The organism is Micromonospora sp. NPDC005171 (assembly GCF_040608575.1).
In the GTDB taxonomy this organism is placed as follows: Bacteria; Actinomycetota; Actinomycetes; order Mycobacteriales; family Micromonosporaceae; genus Micromonospora.
Window position 1 is genome coordinate 93,922 of record NZ_JBEXIM010000011.1, and the last position, 23,493, is coordinate 117,414.

The 23,493-nt window shown below is 72.6% G+C and carries 16 protein-coding genes and 1 pseudogene; 10 read left to right on the forward strand and 7 right to left on the reverse strand.

Features of this window, described 5'->3' with window-relative positions; all coding sequences use genetic code 11:
- The first annotated feature begins 145 nt into the window (after positions 1 to 145).
- The 3 genes from ABZU74_RS16655 (at position 146) to ABZU74_RS16665 (ending at position 4,007) form a co-directional block, all read left to right on the forward strand.
- Complete coding sequence (locus ABZU74_RS16655; protein ID WP_355424087.1) at positions 146 to 604, forward strand: GNAT family N-acetyltransferase; 459 nt, start codon at positions 146 to 148, stop codon at positions 602 to 604.
- Positions 605 to 706: 102 nt separating this feature from the next.
- The gene (locus ABZU74_RS16660; protein WP_355424090.1) at positions 707 to 3,397 is read left to right on the forward strand and encodes an Hsp70 family protein; all 2,691 of its coding nucleotides are present in this window, start codon (positions 707 to 709) and stop codon (positions 3,395 to 3,397) included.
- A 37-nt stretch (positions 3,398 to 3,434) separates the two neighbouring features.
- A complete protein-coding gene (locus tag ABZU74_RS16665) occupies positions 3,435 to 4,007 on the forward strand; it encodes a nucleosidase (protein WP_355424093.1) in 573 nt (190 codons plus the stop codon).
- Positions 4,008 to 4,017: 10 nt separating this feature from the next.
- Here the strand turns inward: ABZU74_RS16665 and ABZU74_RS16670 are convergent, their stop codons facing one another.
- On the reverse strand, positions 4,018 to 5,205 hold the full coding sequence (locus tag ABZU74_RS16670) for a low temperature requirement protein A (protein ID WP_355424096.1): 1,188 nt from the start codon (positions 5,203 to 5,205) through the stop codon (positions 4,018 to 4,020).
- Positions 5,206 to 5,349: 144 nt separating this feature from the next.
- Complete coding sequence (locus tag ABZU74_RS16675) at positions 5,350 to 6,531, reverse strand: low temperature requirement protein A (RefSeq protein WP_355424098.1); 1,182 nt, start codon at positions 6,529 to 6,531, stop codon at positions 5,350 to 5,352.
- A 172-nt stretch (positions 6,532 to 6,703) separates the two neighbouring features.
- On the opposite strand from ABZU74_RS16675, the gene ABZU74_RS16680 reads away from it, so the two are divergent.
- The 4 genes from ABZU74_RS16680 to ABZU74_RS16695 all read left to right on the forward strand — a co-directional run bounded on the left by ABZU74_RS16680 (position 6,704) and on the right by ABZU74_RS16695 (position 13,301).
- Positions 6,704 to 7,564 carry a S1 family peptidase gene (locus tag ABZU74_RS16680; RefSeq protein WP_355424101.1) on the forward strand — a complete coding sequence of 287 codons (861 nt, stop codon included), beginning with the start codon at positions 6,704 to 6,706 and terminating at the stop codon, positions 7,562 to 7,564.
- 85 nt (positions 7,565 to 7,649) lie between these two features.
- A complete protein-coding gene (locus tag ABZU74_RS16685) occupies positions 7,650 to 8,675 on the forward strand; it encodes a sugar kinase (protein WP_355424103.1) in 1,026 nt (341 codons plus the stop codon).
- Between the two features lie 67 nt (positions 8,676 to 8,742).
- Positions 8,743 to 9,351 (forward strand): bifunctional 4-hydroxy-2-oxoglutarate aldolase/2-dehydro-3-deoxy-phosphogluconate aldolase, encoded by a 609-nt coding sequence (locus tag ABZU74_RS16690; RefSeq protein WP_355424106.1) that lies wholly within the window; start codon positions 8,743 to 8,745, stop codon positions 9,349 to 9,351.
- A 236-nt stretch (positions 9,352 to 9,587) separates the two neighbouring features.
- Positions 9,588 to 13,301: a S8 family serine peptidase gene (locus tag ABZU74_RS16695; RefSeq protein ID WP_355424109.1), complete on the forward strand. Its 3,714-nt coding sequence runs from the start codon at positions 9,588 to 9,590 to the stop codon at positions 13,299 to 13,301.
- 123 nt (positions 13,302 to 13,424) lie between these two features.
- Here the strand turns inward: ABZU74_RS16695 and ABZU74_RS16700 are convergent, their stop codons facing one another.
- Complete coding sequence (locus tag ABZU74_RS16700; RefSeq protein WP_355424112.1) at positions 13,425 to 14,267, reverse strand: endo alpha-1,4 polygalactosaminidase; 843 nt, start codon at positions 14,265 to 14,267, stop codon at positions 13,425 to 13,427.
- Positions 14,268 to 14,384: 117 nt separating this feature from the next.
- A complete protein-coding gene (locus ABZU74_RS16705; protein WP_355424115.1) occupies positions 14,385 to 15,548 on the reverse strand; it encodes a CAP domain-containing protein in 1,164 nt (387 codons plus the stop codon).
- A gap of 371 nt (positions 15,549 to 15,919) precedes the next feature.
- On the opposite strand from ABZU74_RS16705, the gene ABZU74_RS16710 reads away from it, so the two are divergent.
- The 3 genes from ABZU74_RS16710 to ABZU74_RS16720 all read left to right on the forward strand — a co-directional run bounded on the left by ABZU74_RS16710 (position 15,920) and on the right by ABZU74_RS16720 (position 20,696).
- Positions 15,920 to 16,114, forward strand: a complete 195-nt coding sequence (locus ABZU74_RS16710; protein WP_007456482.1) for a hypothetical protein — start codon at positions 15,920 to 15,922, stop codon at positions 16,112 to 16,114.
- 347 nt (positions 16,115 to 16,461) lie between these two features.
- Complete coding sequence (gene smc, locus ABZU74_RS16715) at positions 16,462 to 20,076, forward strand: chromosome segregation protein SMC (protein WP_355424118.1); 3,615 nt, start codon at positions 16,462 to 16,464, stop codon at positions 20,074 to 20,076.
- Positions 20,076 to 20,696, forward strand: a complete 621-nt coding sequence (locus tag ABZU74_RS16720) for an HAD-IA family hydrolase (RefSeq protein WP_355424121.1) — start codon at positions 20,076 to 20,078, stop codon at positions 20,694 to 20,696. Before smc ends, ABZU74_RS16720 begins: the two co-directional genes overlap by 1 nt.
- A 90-nt stretch (positions 20,697 to 20,786) precedes the next feature.
- On the opposite strand, the pseudogene ABZU74_RS16725 reads toward ABZU74_RS16720, so the two are convergent.
- From ABZU74_RS16725 to ABZU74_RS16735, 3 genes and pseudogenes are all read right to left on the reverse strand, one after another.
- Positions 20,787 to 21,307 (reverse strand): annotated as a pseudogene (locus ABZU74_RS16725) (DinB family protein).
- A gap of 44 nt (positions 21,308 to 21,351) precedes the next feature.
- Positions 21,352 to 21,846 (reverse strand): universal stress protein, encoded by a 495-nt coding sequence (locus ABZU74_RS16730; RefSeq protein WP_355424124.1) that lies wholly within the window; start codon positions 21,844 to 21,846, stop codon positions 21,352 to 21,354.
- 9 nt (positions 21,847 to 21,855) lie between these two features.
- On the reverse strand, positions 21,856 to 23,475 hold the full coding sequence (locus ABZU74_RS16735; RefSeq protein ID WP_355424127.1) for an MDR family MFS transporter: 1,620 nt from the start codon (positions 23,473 to 23,475) through the stop codon (positions 21,856 to 21,858).
- Positions 23,476 to 23,493: the final 18 nt, after the last annotated feature.

A 23,493-nucleotide genomic window follows, 5' to 3' on the forward strand; every position in this document is an offset into this window, starting at 1 on the left:
AGCGGTATCCGCCTGGACGAAGGCGACCGACGGTGACCTCGTCGGCTGCCGGGACGCCACACCGACCTGGACACCTGGTTCCCGTTCGGACTGTGCGGGCTGATCGACGGCCTGTTGCGCAGCCCCGCTCGGTAGGGTGGCCGGCGTGCCGCGACTGGTGAAAATCACTCAAGACAACGTGGAGGCCGCGTGCCGGGTGAGCGTGCGGCCCGACCAGGAGAAGTTCTCGTCTCCGGTGGCCTGGTCCCTCGCCGAGGCGTACGCGCAGCCCGACATCGCGTGGCCGCGTCTGATCGTCGAGGGTGACGAGATCGTCGGCTTCCTGATGGGCTTCTTCGACATCGTGTGGGACCCGGCCCAACCGGACGACAGGCGCTCGGGGCTGTGGCGGCTGAACATCGCCGCCGAGCACCAGGGCCGGGGGTACGGCCGCTTCGCGGTACAGGCCGTCCGCGACGAGGCCCGCCGACGTGGGCACGACCACGTCTACACGACATGGAAGCCGGGGCCGGACGGCCCGGAGCGGTTCTATCTGAAACTCGGGTTCCAGCTGACCGGGGAGACCAGCGAGGACGAGGTGGTGGGCGTCCACACCACTCACTGAGCGGACGCCGCCGGCCACCCCGGACCGAGTGATCAGCAGTGCGGCGGGGCCTGCGTACGATGCGGGGTCGAGTTCCCCTCGTCGTGGCGGAGGTATCGGTCAATGGCAGGCCAGCACGAGGGTTTCGCTCTCGGCGTCGACCTCGGTACGTCCAACACCGTCGCGGTGCTGCGCTGGCCGGACGGGCGGACCCGTCCGCTGCTGATGGACGGTCAACCGCTCAGTCCGTCCGCTGTCTACGCCGACCCGGACGGCACCCTGCACAGTGGCTGGGACGCCCGCCGACTGGCGCAGGCCGACCCCGCCCGGTTCGAGGCGAACCCGAAGCGTCGGGTGGACGAGCCGACCGTGCGGCTCGGCGACCGCGCGTACCGTCCGGCCGACCTGCTCGCCGCGGTGCTGGCGGCGGTCGGACGGGCCGCGGTGGGCGCTGTGGGTTTCCTGCCCCCGGCCGTGGTCACCTGCCCGGCCGCCTGGGACGCGACGCGGCGGCAGGTCCTCGCCGACGCGCTGCTGCGTGCGGGCTGGCCGCAGGCGGCCGAGCACACCCTCGCCGGGCCGACGCCGCCGGGCACCCGCCTGCTGCGGGAACCGGTGGCCGCCGCCCGCTACTACACCCAGGTGCTGCACCGTCCGGTGCCGGTCGGCGGGGCGATCGCGGTGTTCGACTTCGGTGGCGGGACGCTCGACGTCGCGGTGCTGCGCAACGAGGGCGCGGACCCGTGGGGTGACTCCGGCTTCAGCGTGGTCGCCGACGGTGGGCTGCCCGACCTGGGCGGCCTGGACCTCGACGCCGCGCTGGTGCGGCGCGTTGGTGAGCTGATCGGTGAGCGGCACGCCGCGCAGTGGGCCCGGCTCACCCGGCCGGCGGATCCGGCGCAGCGCCGCGACCAGGTCCGGCTCTGGGACGAGGTACGAGGCGCGAAGGAGACCCTGTCCCGGTCTGCGACCGCCCCGGTCGCGGTGCCGGGGGTGGCCGAGACGATCCAGCTGACCCGGGCGGACGTCGAACGGGTGGCCACGCCGCTGCTGCGCCGCGCGGTGCAGCGGGCCCGGGAGGTGATCGCCGCCGCCGGCCTCAGCCCCGATCAGCTGGCCGGGCTGTTCCTCGTGGGCGGATCGTCGCGGATCCCGCTGGTGGCCCGCATGCTGCACGCCGAGCTGGGGATCGCGCCGACGGTGCTGGACCAGCCGGAGTTGCCGGTGGCCGAGGGCGCCCTGACCGACCTGCCACTGCGCAAGGCGCTACCCGCCCCGGCGTACGCGGGACCGCCGCTCGCGCCACCCGCGCCGGCTCCGGTGAGCCCACCCGCCCCGGCCGCAGCCCCCGCCCCGGTCGTACCGTCGCAGCCCTGGCCGGGATCCACCCCGCCGGCGGGCCCGCCCCCCGGGCCGGGCCTGGCCGGCCCCACCCCGACCCCGCCGGGTGGCGCGACCCGCTGGCGGCGGGCGCGCTGGGTGGTGCTCGGCGCGGTGCTGGCCCTGGCCGGGCTGGCCACCGCGGCGACGCTCTACCTGACCCGGGACCGCTACCCGGATCTGGAGTTCTCCTCGCTGCGCGAGCTGTCCCGGCACTCGGCCGGTGCCGAGCGTCCGGCCGACATGTGGACGGCGGTGCTCGACGATCGGGCCTACCTCGCGTTTCCGCTGTCGGACGGCCGGCTGGAGGTGGTGGCCGTCGACGCGGGCAACGGCCGCGAGGTGTGGCGCGAACAGACCGACGTGCGGGCCGACGACTGGGAGGCGATCATCGCCGTCCCGGGGGCGGTCGCGGTCCTCGCCGACGCGCCGGGCGACAGCACCCCCCGACCGTTGGCCGTCCTCGACGGGCGTACCGGCGAACAGCGCTGGCAGCGCGTTCTGCGTGGTGACGACGACGTCTACTTCGCCGACGACACGGCGGTGTTGGTGGACCGGGCCGCTGACGAACTGGTTGGCCTGCGCCTGACCAACGGCTCGGCGAAGTGGACCACACCCAACCCCCGCGGTCAGTTCACCGGTGGCCGTACCGTGGTCCGGCCGGTCGGCACCGACGCGGCGGCGGCCGGGCCGGCCTTCCTCGACGGCACGCCCCGCGACCCGTGGACCAGCAAGGGGCGGCGACTTGTCCAGGTGGGTGCGGACCGGTCGGTGCGGCTGCTCGACATGGCATCCGGCGCGGTGCTGCGTCAGTGGGGCAGCGTCGCCGACCTCGACGACCTGGTGGTCGCCCACGAGGACCGTCTTTACGTGGCCGCCAACGAGGGTGGTTTCCAGCTGCTCGCGTACGACCTGGGTTCCGACGCCGAACCGGTGGTGCTGCACCGGTCCGGGAACGACGACTACCGCCCGAAAGAGCTGGTGGCCTGCGGTGCTCGGCGGGCCTGCCTGTTGCAGGTGCCGAACAACGACGTCGCGCGCACCGAGGTGGTGGCGGCCACCGAGGGCGAGCGCATGACCAAATGGTCGGCGCCGGGCGTGACCAGCCTGGTCCCGTTGGGTGAGCAGGTGCTCGCCCAACGGGAGTTCCCGGAGCCGACCGTCACCGTCTTCGACGCCGCCGGAAAGCCGGTGCTGCGGGACCGGGGCGGGGTGGCGGTCCGCCTCGACGAGGGCAACCTGCTGGTCTTCGCCAAGGCGCCCAGCGTGGTCGCGGACAACCGGGTGCTGGCCGGGGTGTGGGCCGAGTCCGGCGAGGTCGACGAGTTGGGTGAGCTGAAGGACGTGCGCAGCTCGTCCTGCTCGTGGAACACCCAGGTGATCGCCTGTGGCGCGGAGAAGGACTTCGTGGTGTACCGCTTTACCGACGACTGACGTCAACGGCCAACGGGTCGGCTCGTACGATGCTCCGGTGAATCTTCGAGGCACGGTCCGCGCCGATCGTCCGCTGGTGGTGCTCGCCGTCGGGGAGGAGGCCCGCTATCTGCCGCCCGAGCTGCCGGTCCTGCTCACCGGGATGGGCAAGGTGAACGCCGCCAGCGCGGTGGCCGCGGTACTGGCCGCCGGGCCGCGCCCCGCCCTGCTGCTCAACCTGGGTACGGCCGGGGCGTTGCGCCCCGGATTGGCCGGCATCCACGAGGTCGCCACAGTGCTCCAGCACGACCTGGACACCGACCTGCTGCGCACGCTCACCGGCGAGACCTACGGGGCGCCGCTGTCGCTGGCCGCCGAGGGCGCGGTGCTGGCCACCGGTGACACCTTCGTGGCCGACAACGCGGAGCGGGACCGGCTGGCGCAGCGCGCCGACCTGGTCGACATGGAGGGGTACGCGGTGGCCTGGGCCGCCGCCCAGGCCGGTGTGCCGTGCCGGCTGGTCAAGCAGGTCAGCGACGAGGCGGGCGACGGCGCGGCCCGCACCTGGCAGGAGTCGGTGGACGCCTGCGCCCGGGACCTCGCCGACTGGGCCGGTCGGCACCTCGCCTGACCGTCGAGGGTCATCCGGCGGGCGGTCGTGGCCCGAGCCCGCGCCGGGTCTCCCGGCGGCCGCCCCTGGGGAACAGGACGTGCACTCCCAGCGCGAGGGCCACAATCGCGGTGACCAGCACGGGTGGCCAGCCGCCGGCCCAGGGCAGCAGCAGCAGGGGGAGCAGTTGCGACGCCACTCGCCGCCACGGCACGCGGACGGAGAGCAGGTAGGCGAACACTGCCCGGCCGAGCACGAACACCAGCGGTCCGCCGATGATCAGCAGCAGCCACCGTACCGGTGTCGTTCCGGTCGGTCGGTCGACGACAAGATCGAAGGAGGCCGCCGTGACGAGCACGCCGACCAGTATTACCAGGTGGGTGTACGGAGCGATCCGGGAGGACCGGCCGGGCATTGACGCGGACGCGGTTTCGCGCAACTCGCCGGCCCGATAGACGTAGATCTGCCACAGCAGCAGCATGATGGCGAACGCGCAGAGCAGGGCGATGATTCTGAGGCGGTCGAACTCGCTGCGGCTGAGTTCCAGGGTCGGCACCAGGATGATGTCGCCGAGGGCCAGGATGACGAACTGCTGGTACCGCTCGCCCAGGTGCGCAGTGGTCCGGTCGTACTGGTCGAGAGGCACCCGGCCGAGCCACGGTGTGGGGTAGCGCGCCGCCGCGGAGAGCAGGTCGATGGCGATCGCGGTGGTCCAGATCCACCACCGAGCGGTGCCTGCCATCGCCCCGACGATCCAGAGGACGCCGGACACCAGGAACCAGAACAGGAATCGGGTTGCTCGCGCCATGGCCGAGGGGTGCTGCTGCCGGTACAACGTGCTGACCAGGACGATGCCGCGTACCACGTGGGTGCCGACGTAGGCGAGCGCGAAGGCCAGGGACTGCCCTCTGGTGACCATCGGCAGCGATGCCGCCATCCCCACCGATCCGACCATGGCGACCATCAGGATGGCCTGAATGGGGCGCTGTTGCGGGTCGTAGAACTCGGTCGTGGTGGAGGTGACCGACCACGTCCACCAGATCGCCGTCAGCATCAGCAACACCGCCAGGCTGCGCGCCCAGGATTCTTGGTCGGCGAGCAACTTCGAGGTCTGCGCGAGGGCGGCCACGAAGACCACGTCGAAGAGCAACTCCAGCAGCGTCGCCCGAGTCGACCCGTCCAGACGGCGTACCAGCGCCGCGCTGCCTCCGGTGGTCATGCCCGGCCTCCCGCCGTGTCTCCGAAAATTATCGGCGGTGCCGGCGCGGCCCGTCCCCGGATCGGCGATTCCTGCCCGTCGGGCAAGGGCGGTCGGAGGTTGCCACGGCGAGCGCCGGTCGACACTCCGGCTGAGCGTGGCGGGTCAGTTGTCGGGTTGCCGCATCCGCAGGCCCGGTGTGGTCTCCCGGGCCGCACCGGGAGACAGGATGTGACCGGCCAACCCGAGCGCCACGATCGTGGCTACCAGCACCGGCGGCCAGCCGCCGGCCCACGGCAGCACCAGCAGCGGCAGGAGCTGCCAGGCAACTCGCCGCCACGGCATGACCCACGACACCGCCAGGGTGAAGATGACGCGGCCGATCACGAACAGCGTCGGGCCGGTGATGATCAGTACGAGCCACGGCACCGGCGTCGTTCCGGTCGGCCTGGTCACGACCAGGTCGAAGCTGGCGGCAGTGCTGGCCACGCCGGCCAGCATGACCAGATGGGTGAACGGGGCCAGTCGTGTTGCCCGGCTCCCGTGGGCCCCGGCCGCCACCAACAACTCGCCGGCGCGGAAGACGTAGACCTGCCAGAGCAGCAGCATGGTGGCAAAGGCGCAGAGCAGGGAGGTGAGCCGGAGGTGGTCGAGGTGGCCCCGGCTGACCTGCAGCGTCGGCAACAGGATGATGTCGCCGAGGGCCAGGATGATGAACTGTTGGTACCGCTCGCCCAGGTGCTCGGTGGTCCGCCCGTACTGGGCGAGCGGCACCCGGCCCAGCCGGGGTGTGGGGTAGCGGGCCGCCCCGCCGAGCAGGTCGATCGTTATGGCGATCGTCCAGAGCCCCCAGTTCGGAGTCTCCGACAGCGCACCGAGGACCCAGAAGACGCCGGACACCGTGAACCAGAAGAGAAACCGGGTGGCCCGCTCCCTGGCCGTCCGGTGCCCCTTCAGGTGCAGGGCGGCGACCAGGATGATGCAGCGAATCACGTGCGTGCCGACGTACGAGATCACGAAGAGCATCAGGTGCCCGATGCTGACCATCGGCAGCGATGCCGCCATCCCCACCGACCCGACCATGGCGATCATCAGGATGGCCTGGATCGGGCGTTGCTGGGGATCGTAGAACTCGGTGGTGGTCGTGGTGACCGACCACGTCCACCAGACGGCGGTCAGCATCAGCAGCAGTTTGGCGCCGCCGGACCAGGAGAGCTCTTCGGACAACAGTTTCGACGTCAGTGCGAGGGCGGCCACGAAGACCACGTCGAAGAGCAACTCCAGCAGTGTTGCCCGGGTCGACTGGTCCAGCCGACGTACCAGCGCCGCATTCCCTTTGGTGGTCATGCCTGGCCTCCCGCCGCGTCTCCCGGGGAATTATCGGCGGCATCGACACGGGCCGTCCCCGGATCGGTGATTCCCGCTGGTCGGGGAAGAGGGCGGCCGGAGGTTGCCACGGCGTCGGGCGTCGGGCGATGCTTGGCCGCATCCATCAAGCTCGATCTCTTCGGAGGTTCGGATGCGCCGCTCCCCGCTGATCGCCCTCGTCCTGACCGCCCTGCTGCTCATCGCGCCCGGCGCGGCGCAGGCCGCCGTCCCCGACCAGGCCGCCGCGCCCGCCGCCGACCAGGCGGCCACGCTGACCGGGGTACGCACCGCGGGCACCGCCTGGGGCCTCGACCCCGCCACCGGCCGGATGACCCTCACCGTCGACGACACCGTTGCCCCCGGCGAACTGGCCGCACTGCGGGCGATCACCGACCGGGCCGGCGTGCTGCTGCGCCGCGAACCCGGAACCCTGCGCCCCCTGATCGCCGGCGGGCAGGCCATCTACGGCGGCGGGGCGCGCTGCTCGCTCGGCGCGAACGCGCGCAGCGGCAGCACCTACTACGTGATCACCGCCGGGCACTGCACCACCGCCGCCGCCACCTGGTACGCCGACAGCGCCCAGACCACCGTGCTCGGCAACCGCACCGCCACCAGCTACCCCACCAACGACTACGGGCTGATCCGCTACACCGGCCGGATCACCCACCCGAGCGCGGTCTACACCTACCCCGGCCTGCTGACCATCACCGGCCCGGGCAACGCGTACATCGGTCAGGCGGTGTGCCGCAGTGGCAGCACCACCGGGGTGCGCTGCGGCACTGTCACCGGTCTCAACCAGACCGTCAACTACTCCACCGGCGTGATCTACGGCCTGATCCGCACCAACATCTGCGCCGAGCCGGGGGACAGCGGTGGACCCCTCTACGTGGCCTCCACCGGCACCATCCTCGGCATCCTCTCCGGCGGCACCGGCAACTGCACCGCCGGCGGCACCACCTACTACCAGCCGATCGCGGAGGTGCTGGCCGCGTACGGGCTGACGTTGCCCTGACCGGTGGGACACCGAGTTGCCCGTCCCGCGCGGGACACCTAGGCTCGGCGACGCCCAGCACCCCCGCCGCGAGGACGTGTGCCCGATGCCGACCGATCCCCGACCTGACCAGGCGAGTGTCCCGGCCGGCCTCCCGTCGGTCGAGGTGGCCGCGGTGGGGGAGACGATGGTGGTGCTCTGCCCCGCGCCGGGTGAGCCGCTGGAGCACGCCGAGCGGGTCGCCGTGTCGGTCGGTGGCGCCGAGTCCAACGTGGCCGGTTACCTGGCGCGGCTGGGACACCGGACGAGCTGGGTGAGCCGGGTCGGCGACGACCCCTTCGGTCGGGCCGTCATCCGACACGTCGCCGCCGCCGGCGTCCGCGTCGACCAGGTGTGCGTGGACCCGACCGCCCCCACCGGCCTGTACGTCAAGGACCCGGGCCCGGAGGGGACCGCCGTGCACTACTACCGGGCCGGCTCGGCGGCCGCCCGGATGGACCCCGCCACGCTGGCCGACCCGGCGCTGGCCGGTGCCCGGGTGCTGCACCTGTCCGGGATCACCCCGGCGCTCTCCGCGTCCTGCCGGGCGCTCGTCGAGCACGCGGTGACCGACCGACCGCTGGCAGGGTCGTTGGTCAGCTTCGACGTCAACCACCGGGCCCGGCTGTGGCCCGCCGAGCAGGCCGCGCCGGTGCTCCGCGACCTCGCCAACCGCTGCGACCTCGTCTTCGTCGGGCAGGACGAGGCGGAGACCCTCTGGGGCACCACCGACCCGACCGCCGTACGCGAGTTGTTGCCCGAACCGGAGACGGTGGTCATCAAGGACGGCGCGGTGGGCGCCACCGCGCTGGTCCGTGACGCCGAACCGGTCTTCGTGCCCGCGCCCCGGGTGACCGTGGTGGAGCCGGTCGGCGCCGGAGACGCCTTCGCCGCCGGCTACCTGGCCGGGCTGCTGCGCGACCTCGACCCCGTGCGGCGGTTGCGCCTCGGCCACCTCGTCGCCGCGCAGGCGTTGACGAGCAGCGGCGACAACGCCCCGGTCCCGCCGTGGGCCTGGTTCGAGAAACTCATCGACGCCCCCGCCGACGCCTGGTCGCCGCTCGACCTGACCGACCCGGGGGCGACGACCTGAGTCGGGCCGCCGGGTGGCGACCCGGCCAGCAGCAACAGTTTCACCGCGACCTCGGATGGAGTGCACCATGACCACACCGGACTTCGACCACATCTTCGGCGGTGCCCGGGTGATGGCGATCCTGCGCGGCCTGCCGGTCGCCGAGACCGTTCGGCTCGCCGATCGGGCCTGGGACCTCGGCATCGACGTGGTGGAGGTTCCGGTGGCCACCGCGGACGCGGTGCCGGCGCTGCGGGCCGCCGTCGAGGCGGGAGCCGAACGCGACCGGATCGTCGGCGCCGGCACCGTGCTCGACGTCGAACAGGTCGCCGCAGCGGCCGACGCGGGCGCCCGGTTCACCGTCGCGCCCGGCCTGGACCTCGCGGTCGCCGACGCTGCCGCCGCGCGTGGCCTGCCGCACCTGCCCGGCGTGGCCACTCCCACCGAGGCCCAGCAGGCGTTGCGGCACGGCCTCACCTGGCTCAAGGCGTTCCCCGCGATCTCCCTCGGCCCGGCCTGGTTCAAGGCCGTGGCCGGCCCGCTGCCGCAGCTGCGCTTCGTCGCCACCGGCGGTCTCGACGCGGGCAACGCGGGCGCGTTCCTGGAAGCCGGCGTACGCGTGGTGGCCGTCGGCTCCGCGCTCTCCGACCCCACCCAACTCGACGCCCTGGCCAAGCTGACCCGCCCCTCCCTCTAACCCCCTCCTCCCGCCGATCTTGCACTTACGGTCGCCGCTCGTCCTGATTCGCGACTTTGGTCGGGACAGCAAGTGCACGATCGCGGCGGAATGGGCGGGGGAGAGCGCGGGCGGGACTCGGGATGGGGTGGCGGGGTTGCGCCATGGCGCAAGTGCGTCGGGGTGCGGGGCGGGGTTGCTGTGGCCTCTGCGTCGATGCTGTGGTGCGTACCACTTCTCGACACAAAGAGGTCATCGTGACTCTGTCTCACCGGCGCCGCCGATCCGGGCTGATCGCCCTCGGCGCCGCCCTCACCCTGGCGGCCGGGTTCACCCCACCCGGCGCGGGAGCGGCCGCCGCCCCGCCGAACAACCCCGGCCGCCCGGCGGGCCAACCCCCGGCCGCCGCCGGACGCGCGTCCACCGTCACCCTGATCACTGGTGACACGGTCACCGTCACCACCGCGGCGGACGGCAGCACCGTGTCGACAGTGCGTCGGCCGGACGGCAGCACCCCGAGCTTCCACCGCACCGTGCGCGACGGCGACACCTACGTCTACCCGGACGCGGCGCTGTCCTATGTGACAGGTGGCCTGCTGGACCGGCAACTGTTCAACGTCACCGACCTCATCGCCGACGGTTACGACGACGCGCACACCGACGCGCTTCCGCTGATCGTCACGATGACCGACGCGGCGGCCCGTAACCGCACCCGCCCCGCCGTGGACGGCGCCGAGCTGGTCCGACAGTTGGACAGTGTGCAGGGCGCGGCGTTGACCCGCCAGCGCGCCACCGCCGAGCGGTTCTGGACCGCGCTCACCGCCGGTTCGACCCGGCGTACCGGCGACGCCCCGACCCTGGCCAACGGCATCGCGAAGGTCTGGTTGGACGGCCGGGTGCACGCCGACCTGGCCGAGTCCACGGCGCAGATCGGCGCGCCGAAGCTGTGGGCCGAGGGCAACACCGCCGCCGGGGTCGACGTCGCGGTCCTCGACTCGGGGGCGGACGCCGAACACCCGGACCTCGCCGGCCAGATCGCCGAGTCCAGCAGCTTCGTGCCCGAGGAGCCCGACATCCTCGACTACAAGGGGCACGGCACGCACGTCGCCTCGACGATCGCCGGCACCGGCGCCGCGTCCGGTGGCGCCGAGCGGGGTGTGGCCCCCGGCGCCCGGCTGCACATCGGCAAGGTGCTCAACAGCGAGGGCAGCGGGCAGGACTCCTGGATCATCGCCGGCATGGAGTGGGCGGCCCGGGAGCAGAAGGCCCGGGTGGTCAGCATGAGCCTGGGTGGCGAGTCCACCGACGGCAGCGACCCGATGAGCCAGGCGGTCGACCGGCTCAGCGCCGAGACCGGCGCCCTCTTCGTGATCGCCGGCGGCAACAGCGGCCCGGCCAGCATCGGCAGCCCGGGTGCCGCGAACTCGGCGCTCACCGTCGGCGCCGTCGACGCCACCGACCACCTCGCCGACTTCTCCAGCCAGGGCCCGCGCGCCGGCGACGGTGGGCTCAAGCCTGAGATCACCGCCCCCGGCGTGGACATCCTGGCCGCCCGCTCGCACCTGGTGCGGGGCGGCTCGGGGGACTACACGCTGATGAGCGGCACCTCGATGGCCACCCCGCACGTGGCTGGCACGGCCGCGCTGGTCGCCGCCGCACACCCGGACTGGACCGGTCAGCGGATCAAGGAAGCGCTGGTCAGCACGGTCAAGGCCACCCCGGAATACACCCCGTACCAGGCGGGTGCCGGCCGGGTCGACGCGGTCGCCGCCGCGCACGCCACGGTCTTCGCCACCCCGAGCGCCTACTCCGGTTTCCAGGCGTGGCCGCAGCAGCCGGGCGCGACAGTCGACCGTACGGTCACCTACACCAACCTCGGCAGCACGCCGGTGGCCCTGAAGCTGGCCCTCGACGCGGCCACCGCGCCGGCCGGCCTCTTCGCGCTCTCCGCCGACCGGGTCACCGTGCCGGCGGGCGGCACCGCCACCGTGACGGTGACCGCCGCGTACGACAAGCTGCCGGTCGAGAAGCAGGTCAGCGGCATGATCGTCGCGACCGACGACGCCGGTACGGTGCGCGGCCGCACCCTGGTCGGGGCCGGCAAGGAAGGCCAGCGGCAGAACCTGACGCTTGTCGCGAAGGACCGGGACGGCAAGCCGCTCGCCGGCAAGGTCATCCTCACCGCCGACACCCTGTTCACCGCCGTGGACCTGCCCGAGAGCGGCACCGCCACGCTGCGGCTGCCGGTGGCGAGCTGGAACGGTTGGATCTCCGCGGACGTGCGCGGCGCGCACGGGCCGCACTCCAAGGGCATGGCGATGCTCAGCTTCACCGACGTCAACCTGGACCGCGACCAGACCGTCATCCTGGACGCGCGGGCCGCCCGACAGGTGCAGGCCCGGGTGCCGCAGGAGGCCACCGCCAGCGCGCTGCGGATGGACATCCACCGGTCCACGAAGAACGGTCTCACCGAGAGTCAGGTGCTGCCCGACGACTCGTACGACAGCATGTGGGCGTTGCCGACGAGCCGCCCGGTGACCGACGGCGAGTTCGAGTTCGGCGCCCGGTGGCGGCTGGAGCAGCCGGCGTTGACCGTCTCGGCGGGCGGTCGCTCGTACGACGATCTGCTGGTGAAGCGCGCGACCCCGGCGCTGCCCGCCGGTCGTCGCCAACTGGACGCGGTCTACGTCGCCGACGCGTCGGCGGCGGGGCTGGCCAAGCGGCCGGTCCGGGACCGGGCCGTGGTGGTGCGCCGCAGTGACAGCGTGGACATCGCCACCCAGGCGCAGGCCGCCGCGGCGGCCGGGGCGAAGCTGCTGCTCGTCGTCAACGACGGCATCGGTCGGCTCCAGCCCTGGGACGAGTTCGCGTGGAGCCCGGAGAGCCCGGCCCCGGTTACCGTCGCCACGCTCGGCGCCGACGAGGGTGGGCAGCTCATCGCCACGCTGGAGCGCGGCGCGGTGCGGCTGACCGTCGAGTCGCACCCGGAGACCAGCTACCTGTACGACGTGGCGCACCACTGGACCGGCACGGTGCCGGCCGACCCCACCTACCGGCCCACGAAGGCTCAGTTGGCCCGGGTGGACGTGGAGTTCCGCAACTACCGGCAGGGCAAGGCGCTGGAGTTCCGCACCGACATCTGGCGTGGCTGGGCGTCGAGCAACCAGGAGCCGGCCCCGGCGCAGGGCCGGCGGACCGACTGGGTGAGCGCCGACCAGCGGTGGATCGACGACGCGTTCATCGCCGGCGAGACCGGTCAGCACCTGCAGGCGGTGACGACCTACCCGGCCGGCAAGCCGAGCGCCGTCACCTGGTTCGGGCCGATCCAGCGACCCCGGATGGGCGGAAGCTACGTGCCGGTCCGGTACCTGGACACCGTCTACCTGCCCGCGCCCGGGTGGGGCGACGGGGGCGGTCACATCGGAGAGGCGTACGCCAACTACGACATGGTCAACCGGACCACCCTCTACCAGGGTGACAAGGAGCTGAACTGGGGTAACGCCGAGTACCTCCAGGTCCCCGGCCTGGCCGAGCAGCGTCTGCCGTACCGGCTGGTGGTGGAGAACGACCGGGCCGCCTGGACCAACCCGTACTCCCGGCAGACCCGCACCGAGTGGGGCTTCCACTCGGCGGTCACCGGGGAGGAGTCGGCCGAGGTGCTGCCGATGATCCAGCTGGACTACCAGGTGGCCATCGACTCCGCCGGCACGGCGTCGCGGCGGGCACCGCTGACCGTGGTCGCGTCCCACCTGCCCGACGTCACCGGCACGATCGACGCGGTGACCGTCGAGGTGTCCTACGACGACGGGGCGACCTGGCAGAAGCAGCAGTTGACCCGGCACGGCGACGGCTGGCGTACCTCGTTGGCCGCACCCGCGAAGGCCGGCTTCGTGAGCCTGCGGACCACCGCGCGGGACACCGCCGGCAACACGGTGAGTCAGCGCATCACCCGCGCGTTCGGCCTGCGCTGACCGCACGGCCGGCCGCCGCCGGGGTGGGGGCCCCCCCCCCCGCGGCGGCGGGGCGGGGCGGGGCGGGGCGGGGCGGGGCGGGGCGGGGCGGCGGGGCCCGGCAGCGGGGCGGGGTGGGTGGCGTTAGGGCAGGGGGCAGGCTTGCCGGGACGCGTCCAACGTGCGGTCCTTGCGGATCGACGCGAAGCCGTAGCCGACGGTGGTGACACAGAAGTCGTCTGTCGAGCCGGTGTACTCGACGTGAAACACCGGCTTGCCGGCGTCGCTGAACGGCAGCAGCTTGGCGCACTTGGCCAGCCGAACGCACTCCTCGTTGACCGCGAAGTCGAAGTCCGGGGCCAGCGCGGCGAGCTGCGGCACATCGTTGGCCAGCCCCGGGGAAAGGCTCAGCGAGCGGGCCAGCTCGGCCAGTTGGCGGTTGAACAGCAGTTGGTCGTCGAAGTCGAGCGCGAAGCCGGTGCGCGCCGCGTACCCGTCGGCGTCGAAGAGCGCCACCGCGCCGAAGCCCTTGCCTCGGCAGAGCCGGAACCGGTCGGCCAGCACCGGACGGAGCGCGTCCCAACTCCGGACGTCCAGCCACCGGCTGTCGGGTCGACGCCCGGCCGCGCCCTGGACGACCTCCGGGAATCGGCTGGCGTCCGGGTCGGCGGAGCGAACTGACCCCACGTTGACCTGGCAGATCAACCGGCGGTCCCGGGAGCGCAACTCGGCGGTCTGTGCGGCGGTGGTGGCCACCGGGTCGAGCAGGAAGACGTCGGCGTCCACAGTCGGGTCGAGTGGGCCGCTGAGCTGCCACTGCCACTGCCAGTGCCGGGCCTGCGCCGCCGGCCACGCGGTGGGCGCGCCGGGCGGGGTCAGCGCGGGCCGACACCCGTACGCCGGCACCACCAGCACGAGGACAACGCCGGCGGACAGGACGCGGCGCAGTGGGCGTACGGCGTCGCGTCGCCGCGGCCGGATCCGCATCGGCAGCTCCCGGGTCTCGGACGGCCCTTCGCCGTCCGCACCGGTACGCGGCCCGCACGCTCCGGACCGGCGTACCTCACCGGGTCAAACGAGCGCGGGGTCGGGAACGACGCGCGGTCAGCGCGGCGCCGCGAAGACCTGCGTCCAGTACGGTCCGTTGCTGTTGGCGATGCCGACGCCGATCTCGGTGAACGCGCAGTTCAGGATGTTGGCCCGGTGGCCGGAGCTGTTCATCCAGGCGTCCATCACCGCGGCCGGGGTCTGCTGGTTCCAGGCCACGTTCTCGCCGTACGTACGCCAGGCGTAGCCGACCCGGTCCAGCCGGGTGCCGGCGTTGCTGCCGTCGCTGCCGGTGTGCGACATGTTCTTGTGGTCGGCCTGGTCCTGGCTGTGCCGCTGGGCGGCGGTCATCAGCTTGGTGTCGATGCTCAGCGCCTTGCAGCCGGCCTTGGCCCGCTCGGCGTTGACCAGGTCCACCACCTCGCGGGCCTGGGCGCTGACGGTGCCGCTGGAGCCGGTGGAACCAGGGGAGCTGCCGGTGTTGCTCGGCGCGCTGGTGCGCTGGACGCTGCGGCGCGACGCGGCGGTGCTCCGCGACGACGCCGGCGTGGGCTTGACCACCTTGCTCGGCGACGGGCTCGGAGACGTCGGGCTGGGGGTGGCGGACGGGGAGGGCGCGGTGAGGGTGTCCAGCGCCGGTTCCTCGGTCGGCGCGGCCGACGCGGCGAAGGTGTCGTCGACGGCGGTCGGCTGCGCGGCCCCGTCGTCACCACCGGGCAGGGTGAGCGCGCCGACGCCGAAGCTCACCACGAGGGTGGCGGCCGCGGCGGCGCCCCCGATCATCAGCGGTCGGCGCCAGCGGCGTGGGGAGCGGTGTCGTCCCTCGCCGGGCCGTCCGGTCTCGGCGGCGCCGCGCCAGCCGTCGGTGGTCTCCGGGTCGGTGTCGGTGTGCCAGCCGCCGGGCGCCTCGGTGCGCCAACCGGCGGTGGTGTCCCGGGCCGGGCGGTTGTCGCCCCAGCCGCCGGTCTCGTCTTCCGGCTGGTGAGCCGGCCAGGCGGCGGTGTGGGCGTCGGCCGCCTCGGCGGGGGTCGCCGGGTCTTCCTGCCAGCCGCCGGAGGGCTGCTGCCGGTGCCACTCGTCGCCCGGCTGACCGGGCTCGTCGCCGAAAAGGTAGGCCGAGCGGGGCTCCGGGCGGTCGTGCAGCCAGGCCGGCTCGTCGGTCGGTCCCTCGGCGCGCCGGGGGGCGCCGTTCGGGTCCATCGGATCGGTCCAGCCGTACACGCCTATGCCTCCAGGGGTCCGTTGCGGGCCGGGGTGACGCTACGGCGCGCCTACGACCTGCGGCAACGTGGCTAAGAAAGAGTTAAGGGGAAGTCGGACGCCAGGGTGCGGACTTCCGCAGATCCGGGCGTACAGTAAAGGCGTCCGGACAGAGAGTGTCCGTGCCTTGCGGCAGCCCCCCGACAAGTGGACAGGTCGACGTGGAGATGATCTACGGCCTGCGAGAACTTGACGAAGGAGGGGTTTGCGGCTCAATATATAGGTGTCGCCAGTCGCGCCCGGTCATGCCCAGATACACCTGGAATGACAGCCGCGTACAAATTGGGCGCGCGTTGGCCGGCCTTTCCGGCAGCGCATATCAAGGAGTCAGCATGGCGAAGGCCCTCTACGGCCACGTAGGTGCAGCGCCCGACCGGCGTCTGCTCGACGAGGTCACCCGACTGCGTGCCAGGGTCCAGGCACTGGAGTTCGAGATCACGCGTCTGCGTGCCGACAATGATCGGCTCGCGGCGGCTGCGGCGGAGGCGGACGATCTGCTCCGTCTGGCCGAGCCGGCGCTGACCTGATCTTCAGGTCGTAAAAACTGAATCGCACCACCGCAAAAATGCGCGCCGACACCTCTGTGCCGGCGCGCAACACTGTCCGGCGCCTTTTCGACGTCGACGATTCATGATCTTGTATCGAGCGTGCCGGAAGCGCCGCGCACAGTTACCGAAAAGCGCGTCGACCGATAAGCCGATCATGAAAGGCGCTTACCTTTCTCGCGGTCAACGGAACCACAGCGCGCCCACCGTCGACGCGACGCGGGGCGGGTCGCGTGCCGGCCCGCTCCCACCGCCGGGTTAGTCTGCGAGTTCACCCAGGTCCCCACAGCCGGCGACGGTACGGCGGCCACCGGACGAGGATCGAGTAGGTGTATCTCAAGAGCCTGACGGTGAAGGGGTTCAAGTCCTTCGCCTCCGCGACGACGTTGAAGCTGGAGCCCGGGATCACCTGCGTGGTGGGCCCGAACGGCTCGGGCAAGTCCAACGTCGTCGACGCCATCGCCTGGGTCCTCGGCGAGCAGGGCGCCAAGGCCCTTCGTGGCGGCAAGATGGAGGACGTCATCTTCGCCGGCACCGCCGGCCGGGCACCGCTGGGTCGCGCCGAGGTCACCCTCACCATCGACAACACCGACGGCGCGCTGCCCATCGAGTACACCGAGGTCTCCATCACCCGCCGGATGTTCCGCTCCGGCGAGAGCGAGTACGAGATCAACGGCAACTCCTGCCGGTTGCTCGACATCCAGGAACTGCTGTCCGACTCCGGCATCGGCCGGGAGATGCACATCATCGTCGGGCAGGGCCGGCTCGACGGCATGCTGCACGCCAAGCCGGAGGACCGCCGGGCGTTCATCGAGGAGGCGGCGGGCGTCCTCAAGCACCGCAAGCGCAAGGAAAAGGCGCTGCGCAAGCTCGACGCGATGCAGACAAACCTCAACCGGCTCACCGACCTCACGGCCGAGCTGCGTCGTCAGCTCAAGCCGCTCGGCCGGCAGGCCGAGGTGGCCCGGCGCGCCGCCGCCATCCAGGCCAACCTGCGTGACGCCCGGCTGCGCCTGCTCGCCGACGACCTGGCCACGCTGCGGACCACCCTGGACCGGGAGATCGCCGACGAGACCGCGCTGCGCGAGCGGCGCGAGCAGATCGAGGGTGAGCACGCCGAGGTGCAGGGCCGGCTCGGCGAGTTGGAGGCCGCCCTCGCGGAGGACGCTCCGCTGCTCGCCGCCGCCCAGGACACCTGGTACAAGCTCTCCGCCCTGCAGGAACGGTTCCGCTCGATCGAGCAGTTGGCCCGGGAGCGGCTGCGGCACCTCAGCGCCACCGGCGACGACGAACGACCCGGCCGCGACCCGGACCAGCTGGAGGCCGAGGCGGAACGCGTCCGCGAGCAGGAGGAGGAGCTGCGCGGCGCGCTCACCGACGACCAGATCCGACTCGCCGAGGCGGTCGAGCACCGCCAGGAACTGGAGCGGCAGCTCGCCGCCGCCGAGCGCGAGCTGGTCGCCGCGGCCAAGGCCATCGCCGACCGGCGGGAGGGGATGGCCCGGCTCACCGGCCAGGTCAACTCTGCCCGAGCTCGGACCACAAGCGCCGGCGAGGAGATCGAACGCCTCGCGCTCGCGCACGCCGACGCGCTGGGCCGCGCCGAGCAGGCACAGGCCGAGCTGGACGCGGTCGCCGCCCAATCCACCGAGGCCGACCGAGACAACGCGGACCTGGACGCCCGGCACGCCGAGGCGGTCGCCGTGCAGGAGCGGGCGCAGGCCAGCGTCCGATCGCTGGCCGACGCCGAGCGGGCGGCGGAGAAGGACGCCGCCACCTGGAAGGCCCGCGAGGAAGCGCTCGCCCTGGGGCTGCGGCGCAAGGACGGCGCCGGGGCGCTGCTCGCCCGCGCCGGGGACGTGCCCGGCCTGCTCGGCAGCCTCGCCAGCCTGCTCACCGTCGCGCCGGGTCACGAGGCCGCGCTGGCCGCCGCGCTCGGCGGCCTCGCCGACGCGGTCGCCGTCAGCGGAGTCGACGAGGCCGTCGAGGCGATGCGGCTGCTGAAGATCTCCGACGCCGGCCGGGCCGGTCTGCTGGTCGGCAGCCCGGCGGGGCCCGGCATGACCGGCTCCGCCGACGCGCTGCGACCGAAGCTGCCCGACGACGCCCGATGGGCGCCCGACCTGGTGGAGTGCAGCGCCGAGCTGCGTCCGGCGGTGCACCGCGCCCTGCGGGACGTGGCGCTCGTCGACGACCTCGCCGCCGCCGCCGAACTGGTCGCCAGCAACCCCGAGCTGCGGGCCGTCACCCCGGACGGCGACGTGGTCGGGGCGTACGCGGCGGCGGGCGGGTCGGCCAAGGCCCCCAGCTACATCGAGGTGCAGGCCGCCGTCGAGGAGGCCCGCGCCAACCGGCTCACCGCCGAACGCGCCGGCCTGGAGCTGCGTGATCAGTTGGTCGAGGCGCGCGCCGAGGTGGCCGTCGCCAAGGAGGCCGTGCAGCACGCCGCCGCCGAGAAGCGCGAGGCGGAGAGCCACCGCAACGCCGCCGCCCGCCGGCTGGCCGAGCTGGGCGCGGCGGCCCGGTCGGCGAAGGCCGAGACTGACCGGCTCGGCGACTCCCGCTCCCGCGCCGAGGCCGCCCGCCAACGGGACCTCACCGCCCTCGCCGAGCTGGAAGAGCGGCTGCGGCTGGCCGAGGAGACCCCGGTCGACGCCGAGCCCTCCACCGAGGAACGGGATCAACTGGCGGCCATGGTGCCGCAGGCCCGGCAGAACGAGATGGAGGTCCGGCTCGCCGTGCGTACCGCCGAGGAGCGGGTCTCCTCGATCGCCGGCCGGGCCGACTCGCTCGCCCGGCAGGCCACCGCGGAACGGGCCGCCCGTGAGCGCGCGGCGGCCCGGCGGGCCGCCCGCGCCCGGGGGGCGGGCATCGCCCGGTCCGTCGCCGGTGGCGCCCGGGAGGCGCTGACCCGGCTGACCGCCTCGATCGCGACGGCCGAGGAGCACCGCGACGCGGTCGCCCTGGAGCGCGCCGCGCGGGAGGCCGAGCTTCAGGAGGTACGCGGGGCCGCCAAGCGGCTCGGCGCGGAGCTGGAGCGGCTGACCAGCCAGGTGCACCGCGACGAGGTGGCCCGAGCGGAGCAGCGGCTGCGCATCGAGCAGTTGGAGGCGAAGGCCGCCGAGGACTTCGGGTTGGACGTGGAGACCCTGGTCGCCGAGTACGGCCCCAGTCAGCCCGTTCCGCCGACCGCTGTCGACGTCGCGGCGGCCGAACGGGACGGTCTGCCGGTGCCCGAGCCGGTGCGCTACGAGCGGCCGGTGCAGGAGAAGCGGGCCGCGAAGGCGGAACGCGAACTCGCCCTGCTCGGCAAGGTCAACCCGCTCGCGCTGGAGGAGTTCGCCGCGCTGGAGGAGCGTTTCAAGTTCCTCTCCGAGCAGTTGGAGGACCTCAAGGCCACCCGTCGGGACCTGCTCACAGTGGTCAAGGACGTGGACGAGCGCATCCTGGAGGTCTTCGCCAGCGCCTTCGAGGACACCGCCCGCGAGTTCGAGCAGGTGTTCACAGTGCTCTTCCCCGGTGGCGAGGGGCGGCTGATCCTCACCGAACCGGACGACCTCCTCACCACCGGCGTGGAGGTGGAGGCCCGCCCACCGGGCAAGAAGATCAAGCGGCTGTCGCTGCTCTCCGGTGGTGAGCGGTCGCTGACAGCGGTGGCCATGCTGGTGGCGATCTTCCGCGCCCGGCCCAGCCCGTTCTACATCATGGACGAGGTCGAGGCGGCCCTGGACGACGTCAACCTGGGCCGGCTGATCACGTTGCTGGCACAGTTGCGGGAGAAGAGTCAGCTGATCGTCATCACGCACCAGAAGCGGACGATGGAGATCGCCGACGCGCTCTACGGCGTCACCATGCGCAGCGGGGTCACTCAGGTGATCAGCCAACGGCTCAACCGGGCCGACGAGGACGACCAGCGGCACAGCCGCGGCGAGGAGAACGGGTAGTGGCTCGGGAACGCGCGACGGCGCTCCTGCTGGATCTGGATGGCGTCCTGCGCCGGTTCGACCCGGAGGTCGCCGCCGGGGTGGAGCGGGAGTACGGCCTGGCCGACGGTGTGCTCAGCGAGATCGCGATGCAGTGGGGTCGGCTCCAGCCGGTGCTCACCGGGCAGATCAGCCACGCCGACTGGATGAGCAGCGTGGCCGATGCGCTCACCGAGCCGGCCGGTGGCCCGGACCGGGCTCGGGCGGCCGTGGAGCAGTGGCAGCGCTACCGGGGTGAGGTGGACACCGAGGTGCTCGACTTCGTCCGGGAGGTGCGCGCCGCCGGGATCCGGGTCGGTCTGGCCACCAACGCCACTGACCTGCTCGACGCCGACCTCGCCGCGCTCGACCTCGCCGACGAGGTGGACGTGGTGGTCAACTCCTCGACGCTCGGTGTGCACAAGCCTTCGCCGGAGTATTTCCAGGCGGCGTGCGTGGCGGTCCGGACCGCGCCGGCCCGGGTCCTGTTCGTCGACGACGAGGACTGGGCGATCCGGGGCGCCCGCGCGGCCGGTCTGTCGGCGCACCGCTGGGGCGGCCACGCCGACCTGCGTTACCTGCGGGCGGCCCTGGACTACTGAGCCGCGCCGCCGCTCAGCGCAGGCCGGGGACCTCGGTCACCGTGAACGGTGGCGCGGTCGCGTTGAGCTGGCTGTTGACCCACAGCAGCGTCACTCCCCGGTGACGCCGTCGATGCGTTCCCGGATCAGGTCGGCGTGCCCGTTGTGCCGGGCGTACTCCTCGATCATGTGCACGTACACCCAGCGCAGGTTGAACGTGCGCTTCTTCCCGCCGACCTCGGTGAACGTCTCGTCGAGCGAGTGGCCGGCGGCGGCCTCGCGGGCCAGCGCCACCTCGCGGTGGAAGGTGGCGAAGTCGGCCTCGGCGTCGGCGGCGCTGACGTCGTGGTCGGCGTCCGGGGTTTCCGGTGTGAAGTACGGGTAGTCGACAGGCTCGCCGGCGAAGTTCTCCCGGAACCACCAGGCCTCGACCTCGGCCAGGTGTCGGACCAGGCCGAGCAGGGTCAGCCCGGACGGTTCCACGCCCGGTGTCCGCAACTGCTCCTCGGTCAGGCCGGCGCACTTGAGTAGCAGGGTCTGTCGGTGGTAGTCGAGCCAGCCGTCGAGCATGGTGCGCTCGTCGCCGACGTACGGTTCGGGGTCCGGGTGATCCCCGGTGCGATCCAGGTCATGCCGCGCATCCTGCCCGGCACCACGGACACTCCGCGACGGGTTATCAGGGCACCACGACGACGGGCCAGCGGCCGGCGCGGACCAGCCGGGTGGCGACCGAGCCGACCAGCCGGTGTCCGGCCTGCTCGGAGGCGCCGACCACCACCATGTCGGCCCGGAACTCGTCGGCAGCCGCGCACAGTTCGCCGTACGCGTCACCGCGCCGCACCAGCAGGGTCAGCGGAATGCCCCACTGCTCGGCCCCACGCCGGCACTCCCGACGCAGTTCGTCGGCCAGTTCGTCGTGGGTGCGCTGGATCGCGCCGGCATCCATGCCGGGCACCAGGGCGGTCAGCCCGCTCGGAGAGCTGACGAAGACCACCACCAGCGCGGCGTTCTGCCGACGGGCCAGGCCGGCGGCGTAGGAGCCGGCCCGCTCGGAGGTGCGGGTGCCGTCGACACCCACCATGATCACCCGGGGCCCGTCCGTGCCGCGCTCGAAGGGCAGCGGTCGGGTCCGGGGGCCGTACTCTTCGCGGTCCGGTGCTCCCACGCCCATGGCTCTACCTCACCTTTGCTCGCCGGTACGGATCACGGGTGCGCCAGCGCCGGCAACGAGTGTCGATTCCCGCTCGACCTCGTCGGAAACCGGGTTGCCGTTCTGCTGGCGCAGCGGCACCTCCTTGATGAAGGCCACCGCGATCAGCGCGATCAGCGCGAACGGGGCGGCGACCAGGAAGATGTCACCCGCACCGTGGCCGTACGCGCTCTCCACGACGGCCCGCAGCGGGCCGGGCAGGGTGTGCACGTCGGGCAGGGTGCCGCCGCTGCCGGAGCTGGACGCCGGGATACCGAGCTGGGCCAGCCCGTCGGCGGTGTAGTCCTTCACCTTGTGGGCGAGCACCGCGCCGAGGGCGGAGACGCCGATCGCGCCACCCAGGCTTCGGAAGAACGCCACCACCGAGCTGGCCGCGCCGAGTTCGTGCGGGCCGACGGTGTTCTGTACGGCGAGGACCAGGTTCTGCATGGTCATGCCGAGGCCGACGCCGATCACCAGCATGTAGACGCTGAGCACTGTGAAGTTGGTGTCGGCGCGCAGGGTGCCCATCAGCGCGAAGCCGATGGTGAGCAACGCCGAGCCGATCACCAGGTACCGCTTCCAACGGCCGGTCCTGGTGATGACCCGCCCGATGACAGTGGACGCGACCAACAGGCCGAGGATCATCGGCAGGGTCATCAGACCGGACATGGTCGGGCTCTGACCGCGGCTGATCTGGAAGTACTGGCCCAGGAAGATCGAGGCCCCGAACATGCCCACGCCGACCGCGATGCTGGCGACGACGGCGAGGGTGATGGTGCGGTTGCGGAACAGCCGCGGCGGGATCATCGGCTCAGCGGCCCGGGTCTCGACCCGGATGGCCAGAGCGCCGAGGACCAGAGCGCCGACGACCATGACGGCGGTCTGCCAGGAGGCCCAGGCGAACTGGTCTCCGGCGAGCGAGACCCAGATCAGCAGCACGGAGACGGCCGCGGTGATCAGAGTGGCGCCCCACCAGTCGATCTCGGCCTTCCGCTTGACCACCGGCAGGTGCAGGGTCTTCTGGAGCACGATCAGCGCGAGGATGGCGAACGGCACGCCGACGTAGAAGCACCAGCGCCAGCCGAGCCAGGAGGTGTCCACGATGACGCCGCCGATCAGCGGGCCGCCGATGGTGCCGACGGCCATCACGGCGCCGAGGTAGCCGCTGTAGCGGCCGCGCTCGCGGGGCGCGATCATCGTGGCCATGATCACCTGGGCCAGGGCGGTGAGGCCACCGGCGCCGACGCCCTGGAGCACCCGGCAGGCGATCAGCTCACCGGTGCCCTGGGCGAGACCGGCCAGCACCGAGCCCAGCACGTAGATCCCCAGGGCGAGCTGGACCAGGGTCTTCTTGCTGGTCAGGTCGGCCAGCTTGCCCCAGATGGGGGTGGTCGCTGTGGTCGCGAGCAGGGCCGAGGTCACCACCCAGGTGTACGCGGACTGACCGCCGTGCAGTTCGGTGATGATCCGCGGCAGCGCGTTCGAGATGACCGTGGAGGAGAGGATCGCGACGAACAGGCCCAGTAGCAGGCCGGAGAGTGCTTCCAGGATCTGCCGGTGGGTCATGGTCACGGCGGTCGCCTGGGGCGGCGCTGTCGCCTGGCTCATCGTTTGTTGCCTCCGAGT

Excerpts from the sequence above, each read along its gene's own strand:
- ABZU74_RS16685 (WP_355424103.1), top strand. The coding sequence starts at position 7,650 with ATGCCGACCGATCCCCGACCTGACCAGGCGAGTGTCCCGGCCGGCCTC.
- ABZU74_RS16680 (WP_355424101.1), top strand. The coding sequence starts at position 6,704 with ATGCGCCGCTCCCCGCTGATCGCCCTCGTCCTGACCGCCCTGCTGCTC.
- ABZU74_RS16660 (WP_355424090.1), top strand. The coding sequence starts at position 707 with ATGGCAGGCCAGCACGAGGGTTTCGCTCTCGGCGTCGACCTCGGTACG.
- ABZU74_RS16700 (WP_355424112.1), bottom strand. The coding sequence starts at position 14,267 with ATGCGGATCCGGCCGCGGCGACGCGACGCCGTACGCCCACTGCGCCGC.
- ABZU74_RS16710 (WP_007456482.1), top strand. The coding sequence starts at position 15,920 with ATGGCGAAGGCCCTCTACGGCCACGTAGGTGCAGCGCCCGACCGGCGT.
- ABZU74_RS16730 (WP_355424124.1), bottom strand. The coding sequence starts at position 21,846 with ATGGGCGTGGGAGCACCGGACCGCGAAGAGTACGGCCCCCGGACCCGA.
- ABZU74_RS16670 (WP_355424096.1), bottom strand. The coding sequence starts at position 5,205 with ATGACCACCGGAGGCAGCGCGGCGCTGGTACGCCGTCTGGACGGGTCG.
- ABZU74_RS16735 (WP_355424127.1), bottom strand. The coding sequence starts at position 23,475 with ATGAGCCAGGCGACAGCGCCGCCCCAGGCGACCGCCGTGACCATGACC.
- ABZU74_RS16675 (WP_355424098.1), bottom strand. The coding sequence starts at position 6,531 with ATGACCACCAAAGGGAATGCGGCGCTGGTACGTCGGCTGGACCAGTCG.
- ABZU74_RS16690 (WP_355424106.1), top strand. The coding sequence starts at position 8,743 with ATGACCACACCGGACTTCGACCACATCTTCGGCGGTGCCCGGGTGATG.